Origin of the sequence: Halorubrum salsamenti, from assembly GCF_007671685.1 — an archaeon.
Lineage (GTDB): Archaea > Halobacteriota > Halobacteria > Halobacteriales > Haloferacaceae > Halorubrum > Halorubrum salsamenti.
This window is the reverse complement of record NZ_VCNL01000002.1, coordinates 794,955-810,069: the sequence shown is the minus strand read 5'-3', so window position 1 is coordinate 810,069 and position 15,115 is coordinate 794,955. Positions and strand designations below refer to the sequence as shown.

Below are 15,115 nucleotides of genomic sequence, written 5' to 3'. Positions count from 1 at the left end.
CGTCGATCGGGCCGTCGCGGTTCGCCGACCCGCCCGCGGCTCGACTCTTTTAAGCCCGCCCGGAGCGAGCGACTCACCATGAGCGACGACCGAATCGTGATCCTCGCCCACGAGAAGTTCCCTGACCGCGCGAAGACCGCCCTCGGCGTGATGCGCTACGGCGACCAGGACGTGCGCGCCGTGCTCGACCGCGACAGCGCCGGCGACCGCGTCACCGACCACGTGCCCGACATCTCGGACGCGCCGATCGTCGAGTCGTTCGACGAGGCGTACGCGGCCGCCGACGGCGACGTGGACGCCTTATATATCGGGATCTCGCCGATCGGCGGCGGCTTCGACGAGTCGTGGCGGTCGGACGTGGAGGCCGCGATCGAGGCCGGCTGCGACGTGGTGAGCGGGCTCCACTACTTCTTGAACGAGGACGAGGAGCTCGCCGCGCTGGCAGCCGAACACGGCGTCGAACTCGTCGACGTGCGCGAACCCGACGACGGTCTCACGGTCGCGACCGGCGCCTCCGGCGACGTGGACGCGGACGTGGTGTGCACGGTCGGCACCGACTGCTCGGTCGGGAAGATGACCGCCTCGCTGGAGATCGTCGCGGCCGCCCGCGAGCGCGGGATCGACGCCGCGTTCGTCCCGACCGGCCAGACCGGGATCATGATCGCCGGGTGGGGGAACCCGATCGACCGCGTCGTCTCCGACTTCACTGCGGGCGCGGTCGAGGACATGCTCGTCGAGGTCGGCGACGACCACGACCTCCTCGTCGTCGAGGGACAGGGGAGCATTATCCACCCCGCTTACTCGGCGGTCACCTGCGGCATCCTCCACGGGTCGATGGCGGACGGGCTCGTGCTCTGTCACGCCGCGGGCCGCGAGGCCGTCCACGGATACGAGTCGTTCTCGCTCCCGCCGCTGGCCGAGTACGTCGACCTCTACGAGGGGCTCGCGGCGCCCGTCAACGAGGCGAGCGTCGTCGCCGGCGCGCTCAACACGAAGGACGTCGACGACGACGCGGCCGCCGCGGACGCGGTCGACGACTTCGGCGACGAGGTCGGCGTCCCGGCCGCCGACCCGGTCCGGGACGGCGCCGACCGGATCGTGGACGGGATCGTCGAGGCGGGGTTAGGCGAGGGGGCCTCGACCGCCGACGGAGGGGCCGCCGGCGAATGAGCCTCGACGCGACCTTCGAGCGGGCGTCGCTCCCCTTGGAGAACCCGTTCACGATCGCCAGAGGGACCCAGACGGCCGCCGAGAACGTGATCGTGGAGATTACGGACGAGGCCGGGATGACCGGCGTCGGCGGCGCGGCCCCCTCCGCCCACTACGGCGAGACCGCCGACACCGTCGAGGCCGTGCTCCCGTCCCTGCTCGACGCCGTCGAGCGCGTCGGCGACCCCCACGCGCTCCACGAGATCGAGGCCGAGTTGGCGGCCGTCGTCAACGACAACCCCGCCGCCCGCGCCGCCGTCTCGATCGCGGTCCACGACCTCGCCGCGAAGCGGCTCGGCGTCCCCCTCCACCGCCTCTGGGGGCTCGACCCGTCGGCCGCGCCCGCGACCTCCTACACGATCGGGCTCGACGAGACGGAGCGCGTCCGGGAGAAGGCCGAGGAAGCGGTCGAGGCGGGCTACCCGGTCCTCAAGATCAAGCTCGGCACCGACCGTGACCGCGAGCTGATCGACGCGGTCCGCGAGGCCGCCCCCGACGCCCGGCTCCGGGTCGACGCCAACGAGGCGTGGACGCCCCGCGAGGCGGTCGACAAGAGCGAGTGGCTCGCCGACCGCGACGTGGAGTTCGTCGAGCAGCCGGTGCCCGCCGAGGACCCGGAGGGACTCCGGTTCGTCTACGAGCGGTCCGCGCTCCCGATCGCCGCCGACGAGTCCTGCGTCACGTTCTCGGACGTCCCCGCGATCGCTGACCGCTGCGACATCGCGAACCTGAAGCTGATGAAGACCGGCGGCCTGCTGGAGGCGAGGCGGATGATCGCCGCCGCGCGCGCTCACGGGCTGGAAGTGATGTGCGGCTGCATGATCGAGTCGAACGCGTCGATCGCCGCGGCCGCGCAGCTCGCGCCCCTGCTCGACTACGCCGACCTCGACGGGTCGCTGCTGCTCGCCGAGGACCCGTACGACGGCGTGGACCTGGCGGGCGGCGAGATCCGGCTCGGCGACCGCGACCGCGCGGGGACCGGGGCGCGGTTGCGGTCGGAGTAAGGCGAGTACAAGAGCGGGAACGGGACCGTGGCAGGGACCGACCGCCGTCTCGCGCCGTCAGTTCCGCTGCTCGTCGGCGTCGACCTCGGACTCCTCTAGCTCCACGTCGACCTCCTCGTCGGCGTCGCCGTCGAGATCTGACTCGAGGTCGTCCGCGTCGATCTCCGATTCGATGTCCGCGAGCTCGTCGTCGATCTCCTCGTCGGTGCTCGCCTCGGCGTCGGCGTTCGCGGGCTCGCCCTTCCCGAGTTCGCCTTTCAGCGTCTCCAGCTCGGCGTCGACCTCGCTGTTCGTCGAGAGGCTCTCCAGCTCGCGGTCGATGCTGTCCTTATCCGAGAGCGCGTCCTCGAAGGCGCCCGAGTCCTCCAGCTCGTCCATCGCCTCCGAGCGCGCCTCCATCTCCTCGGTGCGCTCCTCGGCGCGCTCGATGGAGCGGCTCACGTCCTCCATCTCGTCGCCGACGCCCGTCATCGCCTCCGAGACGCGCGAGGACGCCTCCGCGGCCTCGTAGCGGGCCTTCATCGTCTCCTTCTTCGTGCGGAACTCCTCGATGCGGTTCTGGAGCTTGTTCTTCTTCTCGACGAGCTGTTCCTGCGTGTCGTTCAAGTCGGCTATCTGGCCCTCCAGCTCCTCGATCTGGGCCATCTTCGATTTCTTCTTTTCGAGGGCCTTCCGCGCGAGGTCGTCGCGGTCCTGCTGGACCGCCTCGCGGGCCTGCCGGTTGTGCTTCTCGACGTTCTCCTCCAGCTTTCGCTTCTGGATCTCCAGCCGCTTCTTCTGGGTCGTCAGGTCGGCGATTCCCTGTTTCACGTCCTGTAGCTCGTCGCGCATCTGTTCGTACGAGTAGTCGAGCGACTCCGTCGGATCCTCCGCCCGGTTGAGGAGGGCGTTCACCTTCGAGCGGATGACGTAGGAGGCGCGCGAGAGGATTCCCATATCCGTCATACGCGCTCCACCCGTTAAAACCTCATGTGGTTCGCGGCCCTTCTCGGGGCAAAACGGGGAGAGAAGCCGTCGTCCGGCCGTCGCGCGGCTACCGAAAATCCGAACCCCGACGACCCGGGCGCCGCTTCCTGAAGATTTATTCGGTGTGTTGTACTATTCTTCCACATGGACATCGGCGTGCTCACCGTTCCCTTGGGCGGCGAATCGATCGACGACGCGGTCGCGTACCTCGATGAGATCGGCGTCGACGCCGTCGAACTCGGCGTCGGCGGGTGGCCCGGAGAGGACCACGTCGACCGCGAGGCGCTCCTCGACGACGACGCGGCGCGGGCGGAACTCGCGGAGCTGATCGACGAACACGGCCTCCGGATCTCCGCGCTCGCGACCCACAACAACCCCCTGCATCCGGACGAGGAGCGTGCCGCGGGGGCCGACCGAGAGCTCCGCGAGGCGATCGAGCTGGCCGATCAGTTGGACGTCGGCACGGTCACCTGCTTCTCCGGGCTTCCCGGCGGCGCGCCGGGCGACTCGACGCCGAACTGGATCACGGCGCCGTGGCCGACCGAGCACGCCGACGCGCTCGACTACCAGTGGGACGAGGTCGCGATTCCGTACTGGGAGGACCTGGCGAAACACGCCGAGCATCACGGCGTCGACGTCGCCATCGAGATGCACCCGAACATGCTCGTCTACGAGCCGACCGGGATGCTCGCGCTCCGGGAGGCGACCAACGAGCGGATCGGCGCCAACTTCGACCCCTCGCACCTCTACTGGCAGGGGATCGACGTGACCGAGGCCGTCCGATTTCTGGGCGCACGCGACGCGATCCACCACGTCCACGCCAAGGACACGAAGGTCTACGACGCGAACGCGCGCGTGAAGGGCGTGCTCGACACGACGGGATACACCGAGGAGTCCGACCGCTCGTGGCTGTTCCGCTCGATCGGGTACGGGCACGACGAGAGCCACTGGAAGGACGTGGTCTCGACGCTCCGGATGGTCGGCTACGAGGGCGCGCTGTCGATCGAACACGAGGACTCGCTCACCTCCTCGCGAGAGGGGTTAGAGAAGGCGGTCGACGTGCTCGACCGCGCCGTCTTCGAGACGCGGCCGGGCGACGCCTACTGGGCGGAGTGAGACGGAGGGCAATCCAATGACACAGGAACCACTGCAGATCGGCGTGTTGGGGTATCGGTTCATGGGCAAGGCGCACGCGAACGCGCTCGCGCGGCTGTCGATGTTCTTCCCGGACGCGCCCGACGTCGAGCGGCACACCCTCGTGGGGCGCGACGAGGAGGCCCTCGCGGACGCCGCGGAGCGGTTCGGGTTCTCGCACACCGCGACCGACTGGGAGGCGGCCGTCGACGAGGTGGACGCCTTCTACAACCTCGGGCCGAACCACGTCCACGCGGAGCCGTCGATCGCGGCCCTCGAAGCCGGCGTCCCCGTCCTCTGTGAGAAGCCGCTCGCGCCGACCCTCGACGAGGCGGCGGCGATGCGCGACGCCGCGGCCGACGCCGACGTGCCCGCGGGCACCGCGTTCAACTACCGGTTCGTCCCCGCGATCCGGTACGCGAAGGGGCTGATCGAGGACGGCGAACTCGGCGAGATCCGACAGGTCCGCGGACGGTACCTGCAGGACTGGCTCGTCGACCCCGAGGCGCCGTGGGCGTGGCGGCTGGACGCCGACATGGCGGGATCCGGCGCGCTCGGCGACCTCGGCGCGCACACGCTCGACCTCGCGGACTTCCTCGTCGGCGACGCGGTCGGCGGGATCGACCGCGTCTCGGGCCACCTGCAGACGTTCGTCGACGAGCGCCCCGTCTACGACGAGGCGGGCGACATCGAGGCGTACCGCGACGTGACCGTCGACGACGCCTACACCGCCCAGATCGCTTACGAGTCGGGCGCGATGGGGAGCTTCGAGGCGACCCGCTTCGCGGACGGCCACAAGAACGACCACGCGATCGAGGTGCACGGCTCGAAGGGGAGCCTGAAGTTCTCCCTGGAGCGACTCAACGAACTGGCGGTGCTCCGCGAGGGCGACCGCGGGTACCAGACTGTGCTCGTCACCGACGAGACCGACCCGTACGTCGACCACTGGTGGCCGCCGGGCCACGTCATCGGGTGGGAGCACACCTTCGTCCACGAGAGCTACGAGTTCCTCTCCGCGGTCGCCGAGGGCGGCGAGTTCGAGCCGTCGTTCGAACAGGGGTACGCGGTACAGTCGCTCCTCGACGCGATCGAACGCGCCGACGAGCGCGGCGAGTGGGTGTCGGTGGAGTAGCCCGAAGAGATCGTTACACGCCGGTCGCGCCGAGTCAGACGCCGGTCGCGCCGAGCGGATCCCGCCCGGCGCTGCCCTCGATCGCCGAGTCCTCGCCCTCGTAGGTGCCGAGCGTCTCGTGCGTGTCGAAGGCGACCGGCTCCCAGACGACCTCGAAGTCCTCGTTTCCGGTGGCGTTGGGCACGGTCACCCGATCCCCCGGCCGCACGACGCCGTCGCCGGGCCAGGCGCCGAACTGGACCTCCTCGTCGGGGTCCTCGCCGCGGACGTACAGCTCCTCGGCCGGAACCGGCTCGGGACCGGCCGCGACGACCACGAGGTCGGTGCCGTCCGGCTCGACCTCGAACTCCGCGTCCGGCGGCGCGACGCCGTCGATCAGCCCGAACACCGCGGCGCCGACGAGCGCCAACAGCACCACGACGATGCCGACGAGCATCCCCGAGCCGGCTATCGGGGTGAATCCCCGTTCGTCGTTCCGGAACGCGCGCATTCGGGCTACCCTCCGCAAGGGTCGGTATAAGACTTTGCGCGCCGGCTATCAGACGAGATAACGACGGAGCACTCCGGGGTCGTTCCGACCGGGCCGGCGCGAACCGGAACCCCGTTATTCCACCCGCCCGAAGCGCGCCCGTGACATCGTGGATCGAGGATCCGAAGGGTGGGAGGGCCCGCGGGGGGCGCGCGCTCGCTCGGGCGTGGGTCGAGGCCCTCGTCCGGCCGCGCCGGCTGTTCACGAACGGCGTGGCGCCCGGCGATCAGGCTCCGGCGCTGACGTTCGCCGTCGCCGTCGCCGCCGCCTACACGCTCGGTTGGCTCGTCGCGGATCCGGGTGTAGTCCCCGGAATCGTCGTGTCCGTGCCCGTCTCCGCGGCGATCCTGTTTCTCCTCGTGGTCGTGTTGGTCGCGCCGGTGGGTCTCCACCTGACCGCGGCGGTCGCGACGCTGTCGGTGATCCTCGCCAGCGTCGAGTACGACGGGGGGTTCGCGCTGCGCGACCGGGGCGGCGTGAGCGAGACGGTGCAGGCGGTCGCGTACGCCAGCTCGCCGATGGCGCTGGCCGGTCCGCCGATCCCGGAACTGCGAGCCGTCTGCGGCGCCTACGCGGCGGTGCTGCTGCTGATCGGGTTCCGCGCCGTCCACGGGATGACCCCGCTTCGCACGCTCGTCGCGGGAGTTCCGCCCGCCCTTCTCGGGTACGGCGTCGGCTACCGCGTCGTCGCCGCGGTCCGGTCCCTGATCGGGTGACGCTCTGAGGGGGGACGTTCTGGGGGGTCACCGGAGGTGCCCGCCGAGACACCGTATTCGGCCGTTCGCTCCCGCGAGGCTTTCGACAACCGTTTTAAGCCCGAGACTCTCGGTGTATTCAAATGGGATCCTGTATCATTTGTGGCGTTGACGTCGACGGTGGCGGTCGCATCTGCGATCCACACCAAGAAGATGTCGTGTTCGACTTCCGAGGCGACTCCCCGGATCAGCTCGTATCGAACCGGTTCTACCGCGGCGTCGTCGACGGCTACGCCGAGTTCGGCGTGTTCATCGACCTCGCACCGGGCGTGACCGGACTCCTCCACCGGTCGGAACTCGATCGACGGCTCGACAGCCTCGACTGGGAGCCGGGCGACGAGGTGTTCGTGCAGGTGAAAGGCGTTCGCGACAACGGGAACATCGATCTCGCGTGGTCGATCCGGCAGGCCGACCGCGAGTTCCGCGGCGTGCTCGTGCAGGACGGCGATACCGAACACCTCCCCGAAGAAGACGACGAGGAGTCGGACGCCGGAACTGACGCGGCGCCGGGCGAATCCGACGCGAGCGACGACGAACCGGCGGAGGAGAGCGACGACGAGTCGGTCGCCGTCGACGAGGTGGCCGAGGCCACCGAGCCCGACGAACCGACCGAGCCCGACGAGGTCACCGAGCCCGACGAGGTCACCGAGGAGGCGGACGCCGAGGCCGATGAGGCCGACGACGGTAACGGGCCTGACGAAGGAGAAGTCGACGCCGACGAGACCGTCGAAGACGACGAAGACGATCTCGACGACGACCGAGAGCGCGTCGGGATCGGCACCCTCGCGGACGCCGTCGGCGACGCGGTGCGGATCGACGGCGAGGTCGTCAGCGTCCGACAGACCGGCGGCCCGACCGTCTTCGAGGTCCGCGACGAGACGGGCGTCGTCGACGTGGCCGCGTTCGTCGAGCCGGGCGTCCGCGCGTACCCCGACGTCGAAGTCGGCGACGCGGTGCGGATCGACGGCGAGGTCGAGAGCCACCGCGGCGACGTGCAGGTCGAGTCCGAGGCGCTCGTCCTCTTAGAGGGCGAGGAGTCCGAGGCCGTCCGCCGCCGGCTCGCCGAGGCGCTCACCGCCGAGGCCCGTCCGGAGGGGCTCCAGCCGCTCGCGGGCGACGAAGCCGTGGCGGAGCTCGCCGACGGGCTGCTCGACGCCGCGGAGGCGATCCGCCGAGCCGTCCTCGAATCGCGCCCGATCGTCGTGCGCCACCCGGCCACCGCCGACGGCTACGTCGCCGGCGCCGCGGTCGAGCGCGCCGTGCTCCCGCTGATCCGCGACGAGCACGCGAAAAGCGACGCCGAGTACCACTACTTCACCCGCCGGCCGCTCGACGACCCCGTCTACGGGATGGACGCGGCGACGAACGACGCGACTCGCATGCTGCAGGACCGCGACCGGCACGACGAGCAGCTCCCCCTGTTCCTGCTCGTCGGAACCGGTTCAACGGTCGAGTCCGCCGACGGGATCGACCTGCTGTCCGTCTACGGCGTCGACGCGGTCGTGGTCGACGCCGAGGTCGCCGACCCCGAGACGCGCGAGGCCGTCGACACCCTCGTCTCGCCGCAGATCGACGGCGTCGACGCCGACCTCTCGACCGGCGCGCTCGTCGCCTCGCTGGCCTCCGCGGTCAACGACGAGGTCCGCGCGGACCTCCGGCACCTGCCGGCGGTGAGCTACTGGGCGGAGACGCCCGACCGCTACGTCGAACTCGCCCGCGACGCGGGCTACGACGCCGAGCGCGTCGCGGAACTCCGCGAGGCGATCGCCCTGGAGGCGTACTACCAGTCGTACCAGGACAAGCGCGAACTCGTCGCCGACCTCCTCTTCGAGGACGGCGGCAACCTGGCGGCCCACGTCTCCGAGCAGTTCCGCGAGAAGCTGGAGACGGAGATTCAGACCGCGACGGAGAACGTCGTCACCGAGGCGGTCGACGGCGTCGAGTTCGCCGTCCTCGACACCGACGGCTACACCCACCGCTACGACTTCCCGCCGACGCCGCTCCTGCTCGACGACCTCCACCGCCGGAACGCCAACGGCGAGGCGTACGCGACGGTCGGTATCGGCACCGACGAGCTGTACGTCCGGACGACGGCGGACGTCTCCGTCCGCGACGTGGCCGAGCGCGCGGCCGAACTGGCGCCCAACGCCGACGTCGCCACCGCGGGCCTCCGCGAGGGCAAGATCGAGTTCCTCTCCGGCGAGCGCGACGCGGTCGAGGACGCGGTCGTCGCGGCCGTCGCCGAGTCGTTCTAAAGGCGTCTCAGGCGCCGGCGAGACCCGGTGTCGGCGGGGTCGCCCCGGTGTCACCGCCGGGTGAACGGCCCCGGCGGGAGGATGAGGTCGTCGAGTTCCGCGAGGTGTTTGACGTTGAACACGACTTTCAGCTCGTCGCTCACGGGGTAGCCGTTACAGGAGAGCCGGAACCCCCGCTCCGCCAGCTCCTCGGGCATGATGTGGTCGGTCGGCTGCGACAGTTCTCCCTCCACGAGGTAGACGGCGCAGTTGGCGCACGCGCCGCCGCGACAGGAGAACGGCCACGCGAATCCGCGGTTCTCGGCCGCCTCCAGTAGGCTCTCGTCGGGCTGGACCAGCAGTCGTCCGTGCGCCGACTCGTCGAGGTCGGCGTGCGACGCCTTCCGGAACAGGTCGTCGTCGTCGAGCGACCACCCGTAGTCGTCGATCGCCTCGTAGTCGAGGAACTCGACGCGGACCGGCTGCACCGCGTCGGCCTCGCCCTCGTCGTCGGTGAGGTCGATGTCGGCGGGATCGACCCCCTCTTCGGTCCCGCCGTTCCGGTCGCGCTCGTCGAGCTCGCGGTAGGCGCGCCTGACGAGCTGGAACTCCTCGACGGTCCCGCCCTGGTCCGGGTGGGCCTCCTTCACGCGGTCGCGGTAGGCCCGCTCGATGGCGTCGTCGTCGGCGTCCTCGTCGACGTTCAACACATCGAACGGCGAGACCATTCGGTTACCGAACGTAGTCGGCTCAGACACATAAACGCCCCACAAGCCGGCAGGCGGCGGAATCGATCCTTTAAGAGCCGCGGCGACGACGGATCGGTGATGGGAAACGCGGACCTGCGCGATCTCGCGGCGATCCGCGACGTCGCCTTCGACGAGATCGAGGGGAGCGTCGTCGCCGTCGACGCGCACAACTGGCTGTACCGGTACCTCACGACGACGGTGAAGTGGACGAGCGACGAGGCGTACACCACCGCCGACGGCGTCGAGGTCGCCAACCTGATCGGGGTGGTACAGGGGCTCCCGAAGTTCTTCGAGCACGACCTGATCCCCGTGATGGTGTTCGACGGGGCGGTGACAGAGCTGAAGGCCGACGAGGTCGCCGACCGCCGCGAGAAGCGCGAGGCGGCCGAGGAGCGCCGGGCGGCCGCCGAGGAGCGCGGCGACGCGGTCGAGGCCGCGCGGCTGGAGGCCCGCACGCAGCGGCTCACCGACGCGATTCAGGAGACGACCCGGGAACTCCTCGAGCTACTCGACGTGCCGATCGTCGAGGCGCCGGCGGAGGGCGAAGCGCAGTGCGCGCACATGGCGGCGACCGGGACCGTCGACCACGCCGGTAGCGAGGACTACGACACGCTGCTGTTCGGCGCGCCGACGACCCTCCGCCAGCTCACGAGCAAGGGCGATCCGGAGCTGATGGACCTCGCGGCGACGCTCGACGACCTCGGCTTCGACCGGCAGGGGCTCGTCGACGCCGCGATGCTCTGCGGGACCGACTTCAACGAGGGCGTCCGCGGGATCGGCCCCAAGACGGCGGTGAAAGCGGTGCGGGAGCACGGCGACCTGTGGGGCGTCCTCGACGCGCGCGACGCCGAGATCCCGAACGCCGAAGCGATCCGCGAGCTGTTCATGGACCCGCCGGCGACGGACGCCGACGTGGACACCGCGGTGAACCCCGACGTGGACGCCGCCCGCGAGTACGTCGTCGACGAGTGGGGGGTTGCCGCTGACGAGGTAGAGCGCGGGTTCGAGCGCATCGCGGAGTCGCAGGTCCAGACCGGGCTCGACCGGTGGACGTGAATCTGTCGGAAGACCGCCGCGAACACACCTTTTATTTCCTCGTCGTCAGAAGGGTGACGTACACGTGTCGCGGACCGCGTTCCGACCTCGGATTCCGGCTGCAACCGGCCGACGGGACGGATCCCACTCTGGCGGCGCGCTCGCGCGTCGGACCCAGAGGCGGACCGCGGCGACTCCTGACCAATGAGCTTCGAAGTACCCGACGACAGACGATACCTAGAATCGCACGAGTGGAAGACGACCGGCGGCGACACCGTTCGGATCGGCGTTTCCGACTTCGCACAGGACGAGCTGGGCGACGTGGTGTTCGTCGAGCTGCCCGAGGCCGGCGACGAGATTACGGCCGGCGAGACGTTCGGCGTCGTCGAATCGATCAAGGCCGTCTCGGACCTGTACGCGCCGGTCTCCGGAGAGGTCGTCGCCGTCAACGAGGAGCTGTTCGACCGTCCGGAACTCGTCAACGAGGACCCGTACGGAGACGGGTGGATGCTCGAAGTCGCTCCCGTCGAGGGTAGCGACGCCGAAGGGCTGCTCGGCGCCGACGAGTACGACGACCAGATCGCGTAGCGAACCCAACCGAATTGAACCGAAGAGCGGGACCCACTAGCGTATACACGACCATGACCACACCACCTTTCGACCTCACGCCACCCTTCGACGGACGACCGGGTACCGGACGACAGAGCGACGACGAACGCGCGGGAGCGATCCGATGAGCGGGACCGGCGGCACGCCGTACGCGCCCCACACCGACGGCGAGACCGCGGCGATGCTCTCGGCGATCGGCGTCGACGACGAGGAGGCGCTGTTCGACATTCCCGACGCCGTCGCGTTCGACGGCGAGTTCGGGATCGAGCCGCGCTCGGAGCGGGAGATCCGCGCGGAGTGTTCGCGGATCTTCGCGCGCAACGACGACCTGACCGAGTTCCTCGGCCGGGGCCACTACGGCCACTACGTGCCGAGCGTCGTCGACCACCTCGCGGACCGCGCGGAGTTCCTCACGAGCTACACCCAGTACCAGCCGGAGGTGTCGCAGGGGTTCCTGCAGGCGCTGTTCGAGTACCAGTCGATGCTCGTGGAGCTGACGGGGCTCCCGGTCGCGAACTGCTCGATGTACGACGCCGCGACCGCGCTCGGGGAGGCGGCGACGCTGGCCGATCGGGTCCGCTCGACCTCCGGCGACGTGGTCCTCGTCCCCGACCACCTCCGCGAGGCGAAGCGAGCGGTCCTGTCGAACTACTGTGCGGGCGCCGACCTGACCGTCGAGTCGTATCCGATGGTCGACGGGAACGCCGACGTCGACGCCCTCGCCGACCGCGCCGGCGACGACGTGGTCATGGTGTACGCCGAGAACCCCACCGTCCGCGGCTGTATCGAGGAGCGACTCGCCGCGATCGGCGACCTCGCGGCCGACGCCGACGCGCTGTTCGCGCTCGGATCGGACCCGGTGTCGCTCTCGGTGCTCGAAGAGCCCGCGAGCGTCGGTGCAGACGTGGTCGTCGGCGAGGCGGGCGCGCTCGGGCTCCCCACCGCCTACGGGATGGGGCTCGGGATATTCGCCTGTAGCGACGAGTTCCTCCGACAGGTGCCGGGACGGCTCGTCGGCGTCGGCGAGGACGCCGCGGGCGACCGCGCGTTCACGCTCACGCTCCAGACGCGCGAACAGCACATCCGAAAGGAGCGCGCGACCTCGAACATCTGCACGAATCAGGCGTGGGTCGCGCTCCGCGCTGCGATCCACGCGGCGACGCTCGGACCCGACGGGCTCGTCGACCTCGCGAACGACTGCGTGAGGGAGGCGGCCGCGCTCGCCGACCGGATCGACGAGTCCAGCGGCGCGACCGCGCCGGTCCACGACCGACACCACGTCCGGGAGTTCGCCGTGCGCGTCGACCAGCCCGCGGCGGCCATCGCCGAGGACCTGGAGGCCGAGGGGTTCGCGGTCCACGCGATCGACGAACACCTCCTGCAGGTGTGCGTCACGGACCTGAACGCGGGACGGACAGACGACCTCGTCGCCGCCTTCGAGGAGGTGATCTGAGTGATTCACGATCAAGCCGACTACGCCCGCGAGGACGATGACGTTCACGAGCCGCTGCTCTCGGAGAAGGACGAGACGACCGTCGACGTGCGCGAGGCGTCGCCGCTGCCCGACGACCTGACGCGCGAGGAGCTCACGCTCCCGGCGCCCTCCGAGCCGGAGATCGCCCGCCACTACACCCGGCTCTCGCAGATGACCTGGGCGATCGACTCGGGGCCCTATCCCCTCGGCAGCTGTACGATGAAGTACAACCCGAAGTTCACCGAGGACGTCGCGGCCGACCCGAACGCGGCGATCCACCCGGACCGCTCGGCGCGGTCCGCGCAGGGGAACCTCGAACTGCAGTACCGGCTACAGGAGTTCCTCGGTGAGATCGGCGGGATGGACGCGGTCACGCTCCAGCCGCCCGCGGGCGCCGCCGGCGAGTTCACCGGCATCGCGGTCGCGAAGGCGTACCACGAGCACCACGGCAACGACCGGTCCGAGGTCGTGATCCCCGCCTCCGCGCACGGCACCAACTTCGCGACCGCCGCGATGGCGGGCTACGACGTGGTCGAGCTCCCCTCCGGCGACGACGGGCGCGTCGACGTCGAGGCGCTGGAGGCGGCCGTCGGCGACGACACCGCCGCGCTCATGTTGACCAACCCGAACACCGTCGGGCTCTTCGAGCGCGACATCACCGAGATCGCCGAGATCGTCCACGACGCGGGCGGGCTGCTCTACTACGACGGCGCGAACCTCAACGCCCTGCTCGGTCGCGGCCGCCCCGGCGACATGGGGTTCGACGTGATGCACTACAACGTCCACAAGACGTTCGCGACCCCGCACGGCGGGGGCGGACCCGGCGCTGGCCCCGTCGGCGTCGTCGACGAACTCGCCGAGTTCCTCCCCGCCCCGCGGGTTCGGGAAGCGGAGGAGGGGAGCGGCTACGAGCCCTTCGAGCCGGACAACACGATCGGGAAGGTCCACGGGTTCGGGGGCAACTGGCTCGTCCTCGTCAAGACGTACGCGTATATCGCCCGCCTCGGCGACGAGGGACTCGCGGACGCGGCCGCGAAGGCGGTTCTCAACGCGAACTACCTCGCCGAGCGGCTCGACCTCGACGTGCCGTACGGCCCCTTCCACCACGAGTTCGCGGCGACCGCGGGCGACCGCGACGCCGCCGACGTCGCCAAGCGGATGCTCGATTTCGGCGTCCACCCGCCGACGACGAAGTGGCCGGAGATGGTGCCCGAGGCCATGCTGACGGAGCCGACCGAGATCGAGGGGCAGTCGTCGCTCGACGACCTCTCTGAGGCCTTTAACCTCGCCTACGCCGACTCTGACGAGGCGCTCGACGCGGCCCCGAACCGCACGGCCGCGAGCCGGATCGACCAGGTCGCCGCCGCGCGGGACCCGCAACTCTCGTGGCAGGCGCTGGACGGCGAGTAGCGGGCTCGCTTCTCGCCGACTCGCTTCGTCAGAAACGGCCGGTCGACGAAGACGGCTCCCCGATCGATACGGGAGCGGGTGTTGCGGTTCGGTGGCTGCAAGGTGATTTTTAAAAACCCGCAAGCGGCTGCGACGATCATTTATAAACACCAGCCTCCGTCGCACCGATTCATCTACTCCAGCCGTCGATCGCGCCACCAAATGACGGAACGGTGGGGTGAGCGACGCCGGCCGCCGGGTCCCGATCGACGTGCGGCCCTCCACGACCTTTTAACGATCGGGGTCCACTACTCGCGGTATGGCGAAGTACTCGACGGGCGGCGGCGGCGGCGGCGACGACGGCGATGCCTGCGAGCTCTGCGGGCGCGAGACCACAGACCTCCAGCGGGCCACGGTCGCCGGGGCGGAGCTCCTCGTCTGTTCAGACTGCCGTCCCCACGACGACGCCGGCAACGCGCCCAGCGGACACGGCGGATCGGGGTCGAGCGGAAGCCGCGGCGGAAGCTCTGGCGGCAGTTCCGGCGGCGCCAGCGCCGACTCGAGCGGCCCGGAGAGCCGGAAGAAGGAGCTCGCCCGGAAGCAGGCGAAGATGTACGACTCCGCGACGGGCGACTCCAAGCACTGGGAGGAGGGCGGAACCAACTACGAGTCCGACCGGCTCCCGTACCTCGTCTCCGGCTACGGCGACGACGTGGCGGCGGCGCGGCGGGACGCCGGACTCACCGTCGAGGAGCTGGCCGAGGAGCTCGAGGTCGACGAGGACGACCTGTTCGCGGTCGAGGACGGCCGGGCCGCGACCGCCGGCGTCGGCGGCTCCGTCGTCCGCGCGCTCGAGGAGCGGCTCGGGGTCGACATCGTCGACGAGTGACCCCGAG

General features: G+C 70.2%; 14 protein-coding genes. 11 read left to right on the top strand and 3 right to left on the bottom strand.

The genetic code is table 11. The features are described 5' to 3' along the window. The first annotated feature begins 78 nt into the window (after positions 1-78). Positions 79-1,170: a DUF1611 domain-containing protein gene (locus FGL94_RS08635; protein ID WP_144923473.1), complete on the top strand. Its 1,092-nt coding sequence runs from the start codon at positions 79-81 to the stop codon at positions 1,168-1,170. Beyond that, positions 1,167-2,213 carry a dipeptide epimerase gene (locus tag FGL94_RS08630; protein ID WP_144923470.1) on the top strand — a complete coding sequence of 349 codons (1,047 nt, stop codon included), beginning with the start codon at positions 1,167-1,169 and terminating at the stop codon, positions 2,211-2,213. The genes FGL94_RS08635 and FGL94_RS08630 overlap by 4 nt, the downstream gene beginning before the upstream one ends. A 57-nt stretch (positions 2,214-2,270) precedes the next feature. Here the strand turns inward: FGL94_RS08630 and FGL94_RS08625 are convergent, their stop codons facing one another. Then, positions 2,271-3,149: a PspA/IM30 family protein gene (locus FGL94_RS08625; protein WP_144923772.1), complete on the bottom strand. Its 879-nt coding sequence runs from the start codon at positions 3,147-3,149 to the stop codon at positions 2,271-2,273. A gap of 174 nt (positions 3,150-3,323) precedes the next feature. On the opposite strand from FGL94_RS08625, the gene FGL94_RS08620 reads away from it, so the two are divergent. Next, a complete protein-coding gene (locus FGL94_RS08620) occupies positions 3,324-4,295 on the top strand; it encodes a sugar phosphate isomerase/epimerase family protein (protein WP_144923468.1) in 972 nt (323 codons plus the stop codon). A 16-nt stretch (positions 4,296-4,311) separates the two neighbouring features. After that, complete coding sequence (locus FGL94_RS08615) at positions 4,312-5,445, top strand: Gfo/Idh/MocA family protein (RefSeq protein WP_144923465.1); 1,134 nt, start codon at positions 4,312-4,314, stop codon at positions 5,443-5,445. 34 nt (positions 5,446-5,479) lie between these two features. Here FGL94_RS08615 and FGL94_RS08610 read toward each other — a convergent pair whose 3' ends face one another. Beyond that, positions 5,480-5,935 carry a type IV pilin gene (locus FGL94_RS08610; protein WP_144923462.1) on the bottom strand — a complete coding sequence of 152 codons (456 nt, stop codon included), beginning with the start codon at positions 5,933-5,935 and terminating at the stop codon, positions 5,480-5,482. A gap of 140 nt (positions 5,936-6,075) precedes the next feature. On the opposite strand from FGL94_RS08610, the gene FGL94_RS08605 reads away from it, so the two are divergent. Then, positions 6,076-6,690 carry a YIP1 family protein gene (locus FGL94_RS08605; RefSeq protein ID WP_144923458.1) on the top strand — a complete coding sequence of 205 codons (615 nt, stop codon included), beginning with the start codon at positions 6,076-6,078 and terminating at the stop codon, positions 6,688-6,690. Positions 6,691-6,812: 122 nt separating this feature from the next. Continuing rightward, a complete protein-coding gene (locus tag FGL94_RS08600) occupies positions 6,813-8,984 on the top strand; it encodes an OB-fold nucleic acid binding domain-containing protein (protein ID WP_144923454.1) in 2,172 nt (723 codons plus the stop codon). Positions 8,985-9,034: 50 nt separating this feature from the next. Here FGL94_RS08600 and fer read toward each other — a convergent pair whose 3' ends face one another. Further along, entirely contained in the window at positions 9,035-9,691 is a 657-nt protein-coding gene (gene fer, locus FGL94_RS08595) for a ferredoxin Fer (RefSeq protein ID WP_144923451.1), read from the bottom strand. 99 nt (positions 9,692-9,790) lie between these two features. On the opposite strand from fer, the gene fen reads away from it, so the two are divergent. The 5 genes from fen to FGL94_RS08570 all read left to right on the top strand — a co-directional run bounded on the left by fen (position 9,791) and on the right by FGL94_RS08570 (position 15,108). After that, positions 9,791-10,768 carry a flap endonuclease-1 gene (gene fen / locus FGL94_RS08590; protein ID WP_144923448.1) on the top strand — a complete coding sequence of 326 codons (978 nt, stop codon included), beginning with the start codon at positions 9,791-9,793 and terminating at the stop codon, positions 10,766-10,768. A gap of 183 nt (positions 10,769-10,951) precedes the next feature. Further along, positions 10,952-11,335, top strand: coding sequence for a glycine cleavage system protein GcvH (gene gcvH, locus FGL94_RS08585; RefSeq protein ID WP_144923445.1), 384 nt, complete (start codon positions 10,952-10,954; stop codon positions 11,333-11,335). A 145-nt stretch (positions 11,336-11,480) separates the two neighbouring features. Beyond that, on the top strand, positions 11,481-12,809 hold the full coding sequence (gcvPA, locus tag FGL94_RS08580; RefSeq protein ID WP_144923442.1) for an aminomethyl-transferring glycine dehydrogenase subunit GcvPA: 1,329 nt from the start codon (positions 11,481-11,483) through the stop codon (positions 12,807-12,809). After that, complete coding sequence (gene gcvPB, locus FGL94_RS08575) at positions 12,810-14,240, top strand: aminomethyl-transferring glycine dehydrogenase subunit GcvPB (RefSeq protein WP_144923439.1); 1,431 nt, start codon at positions 12,810-12,812, stop codon at positions 14,238-14,240. It abuts the gene before it with no gap. Between the two features lie 298 nt (positions 14,241-14,538). Next, entirely contained in the window at positions 14,539-15,108 is a 570-nt protein-coding gene (locus FGL94_RS08570) for a transcriptional regulator (protein ID WP_144923437.1), read from the top strand. Positions 15,109-15,115 lie beyond the last annotated feature (7 nt).

Bases quoted from the DNA above. Each gene is read 5' to 3' on its own strand.
- FGL94_RS08625 (WP_144923772.1), bottom strand. From the start codon at position 3,149: ATGGGAATCCTCTCGCGCGCCTCCTACGTCATCCGCTCGAAGGTGAAC.
- FGL94_RS08570 (WP_144923437.1), top strand. From the start codon at position 14,539: ATGGCGAAGTACTCGACGGGCGGCGGCGGCGGCGGCGACGACGGCGAT.
- FGL94_RS08630 (WP_144923470.1), top strand. From the start codon at position 1,167: ATGAGCCTCGACGCGACCTTCGAGCGGGCGTCGCTCCCCTTGGAGAAC.
- FGL94_RS08620 (WP_144923468.1), top strand. From the start codon at position 3,324: ATGGACATCGGCGTGCTCACCGTTCCCTTGGGCGGCGAATCGATCGAC.
- FGL94_RS08600 (WP_144923454.1), top strand. From the start codon at position 6,813: ATGGGATCCTGTATCATTTGTGGCGTTGACGTCGACGGTGGCGGTCGC.
- gcvPA (WP_144923442.1), top strand. From the start codon at position 11,481: ATGAGCGGGACCGGCGGCACGCCGTACGCGCCCCACACCGACGGCGAG.
- FGL94_RS08615 (WP_144923465.1), top strand. From the start codon at position 4,312: ATGACACAGGAACCACTGCAGATCGGCGTGTTGGGGTATCGGTTCATG.
- fer (WP_144923451.1), bottom strand. From the start codon at position 9,691: ATGGTCTCGCCGTTCGATGTGTTGAACGTCGACGAGGACGCCGACGAC.
- gcvH (WP_144923445.1), top strand. From the start codon at position 10,952: ATGAGCTTCGAAGTACCCGACGACAGACGATACCTAGAATCGCACGAG.
- FGL94_RS08635 (WP_144923473.1), top strand. From the start codon at position 79: ATGAGCGACGACCGAATCGTGATCCTCGCCCACGAGAAGTTCCCTGAC.
- fen (WP_144923448.1), top strand. From the start codon at position 9,791: ATGGGAAACGCGGACCTGCGCGATCTCGCGGCGATCCGCGACGTCGCC.
- FGL94_RS08610 (WP_144923462.1), bottom strand. From the start codon at position 5,935: ATGCGCGCGTTCCGGAACGACGAACGGGGATTCACCCCGATAGCCGGC.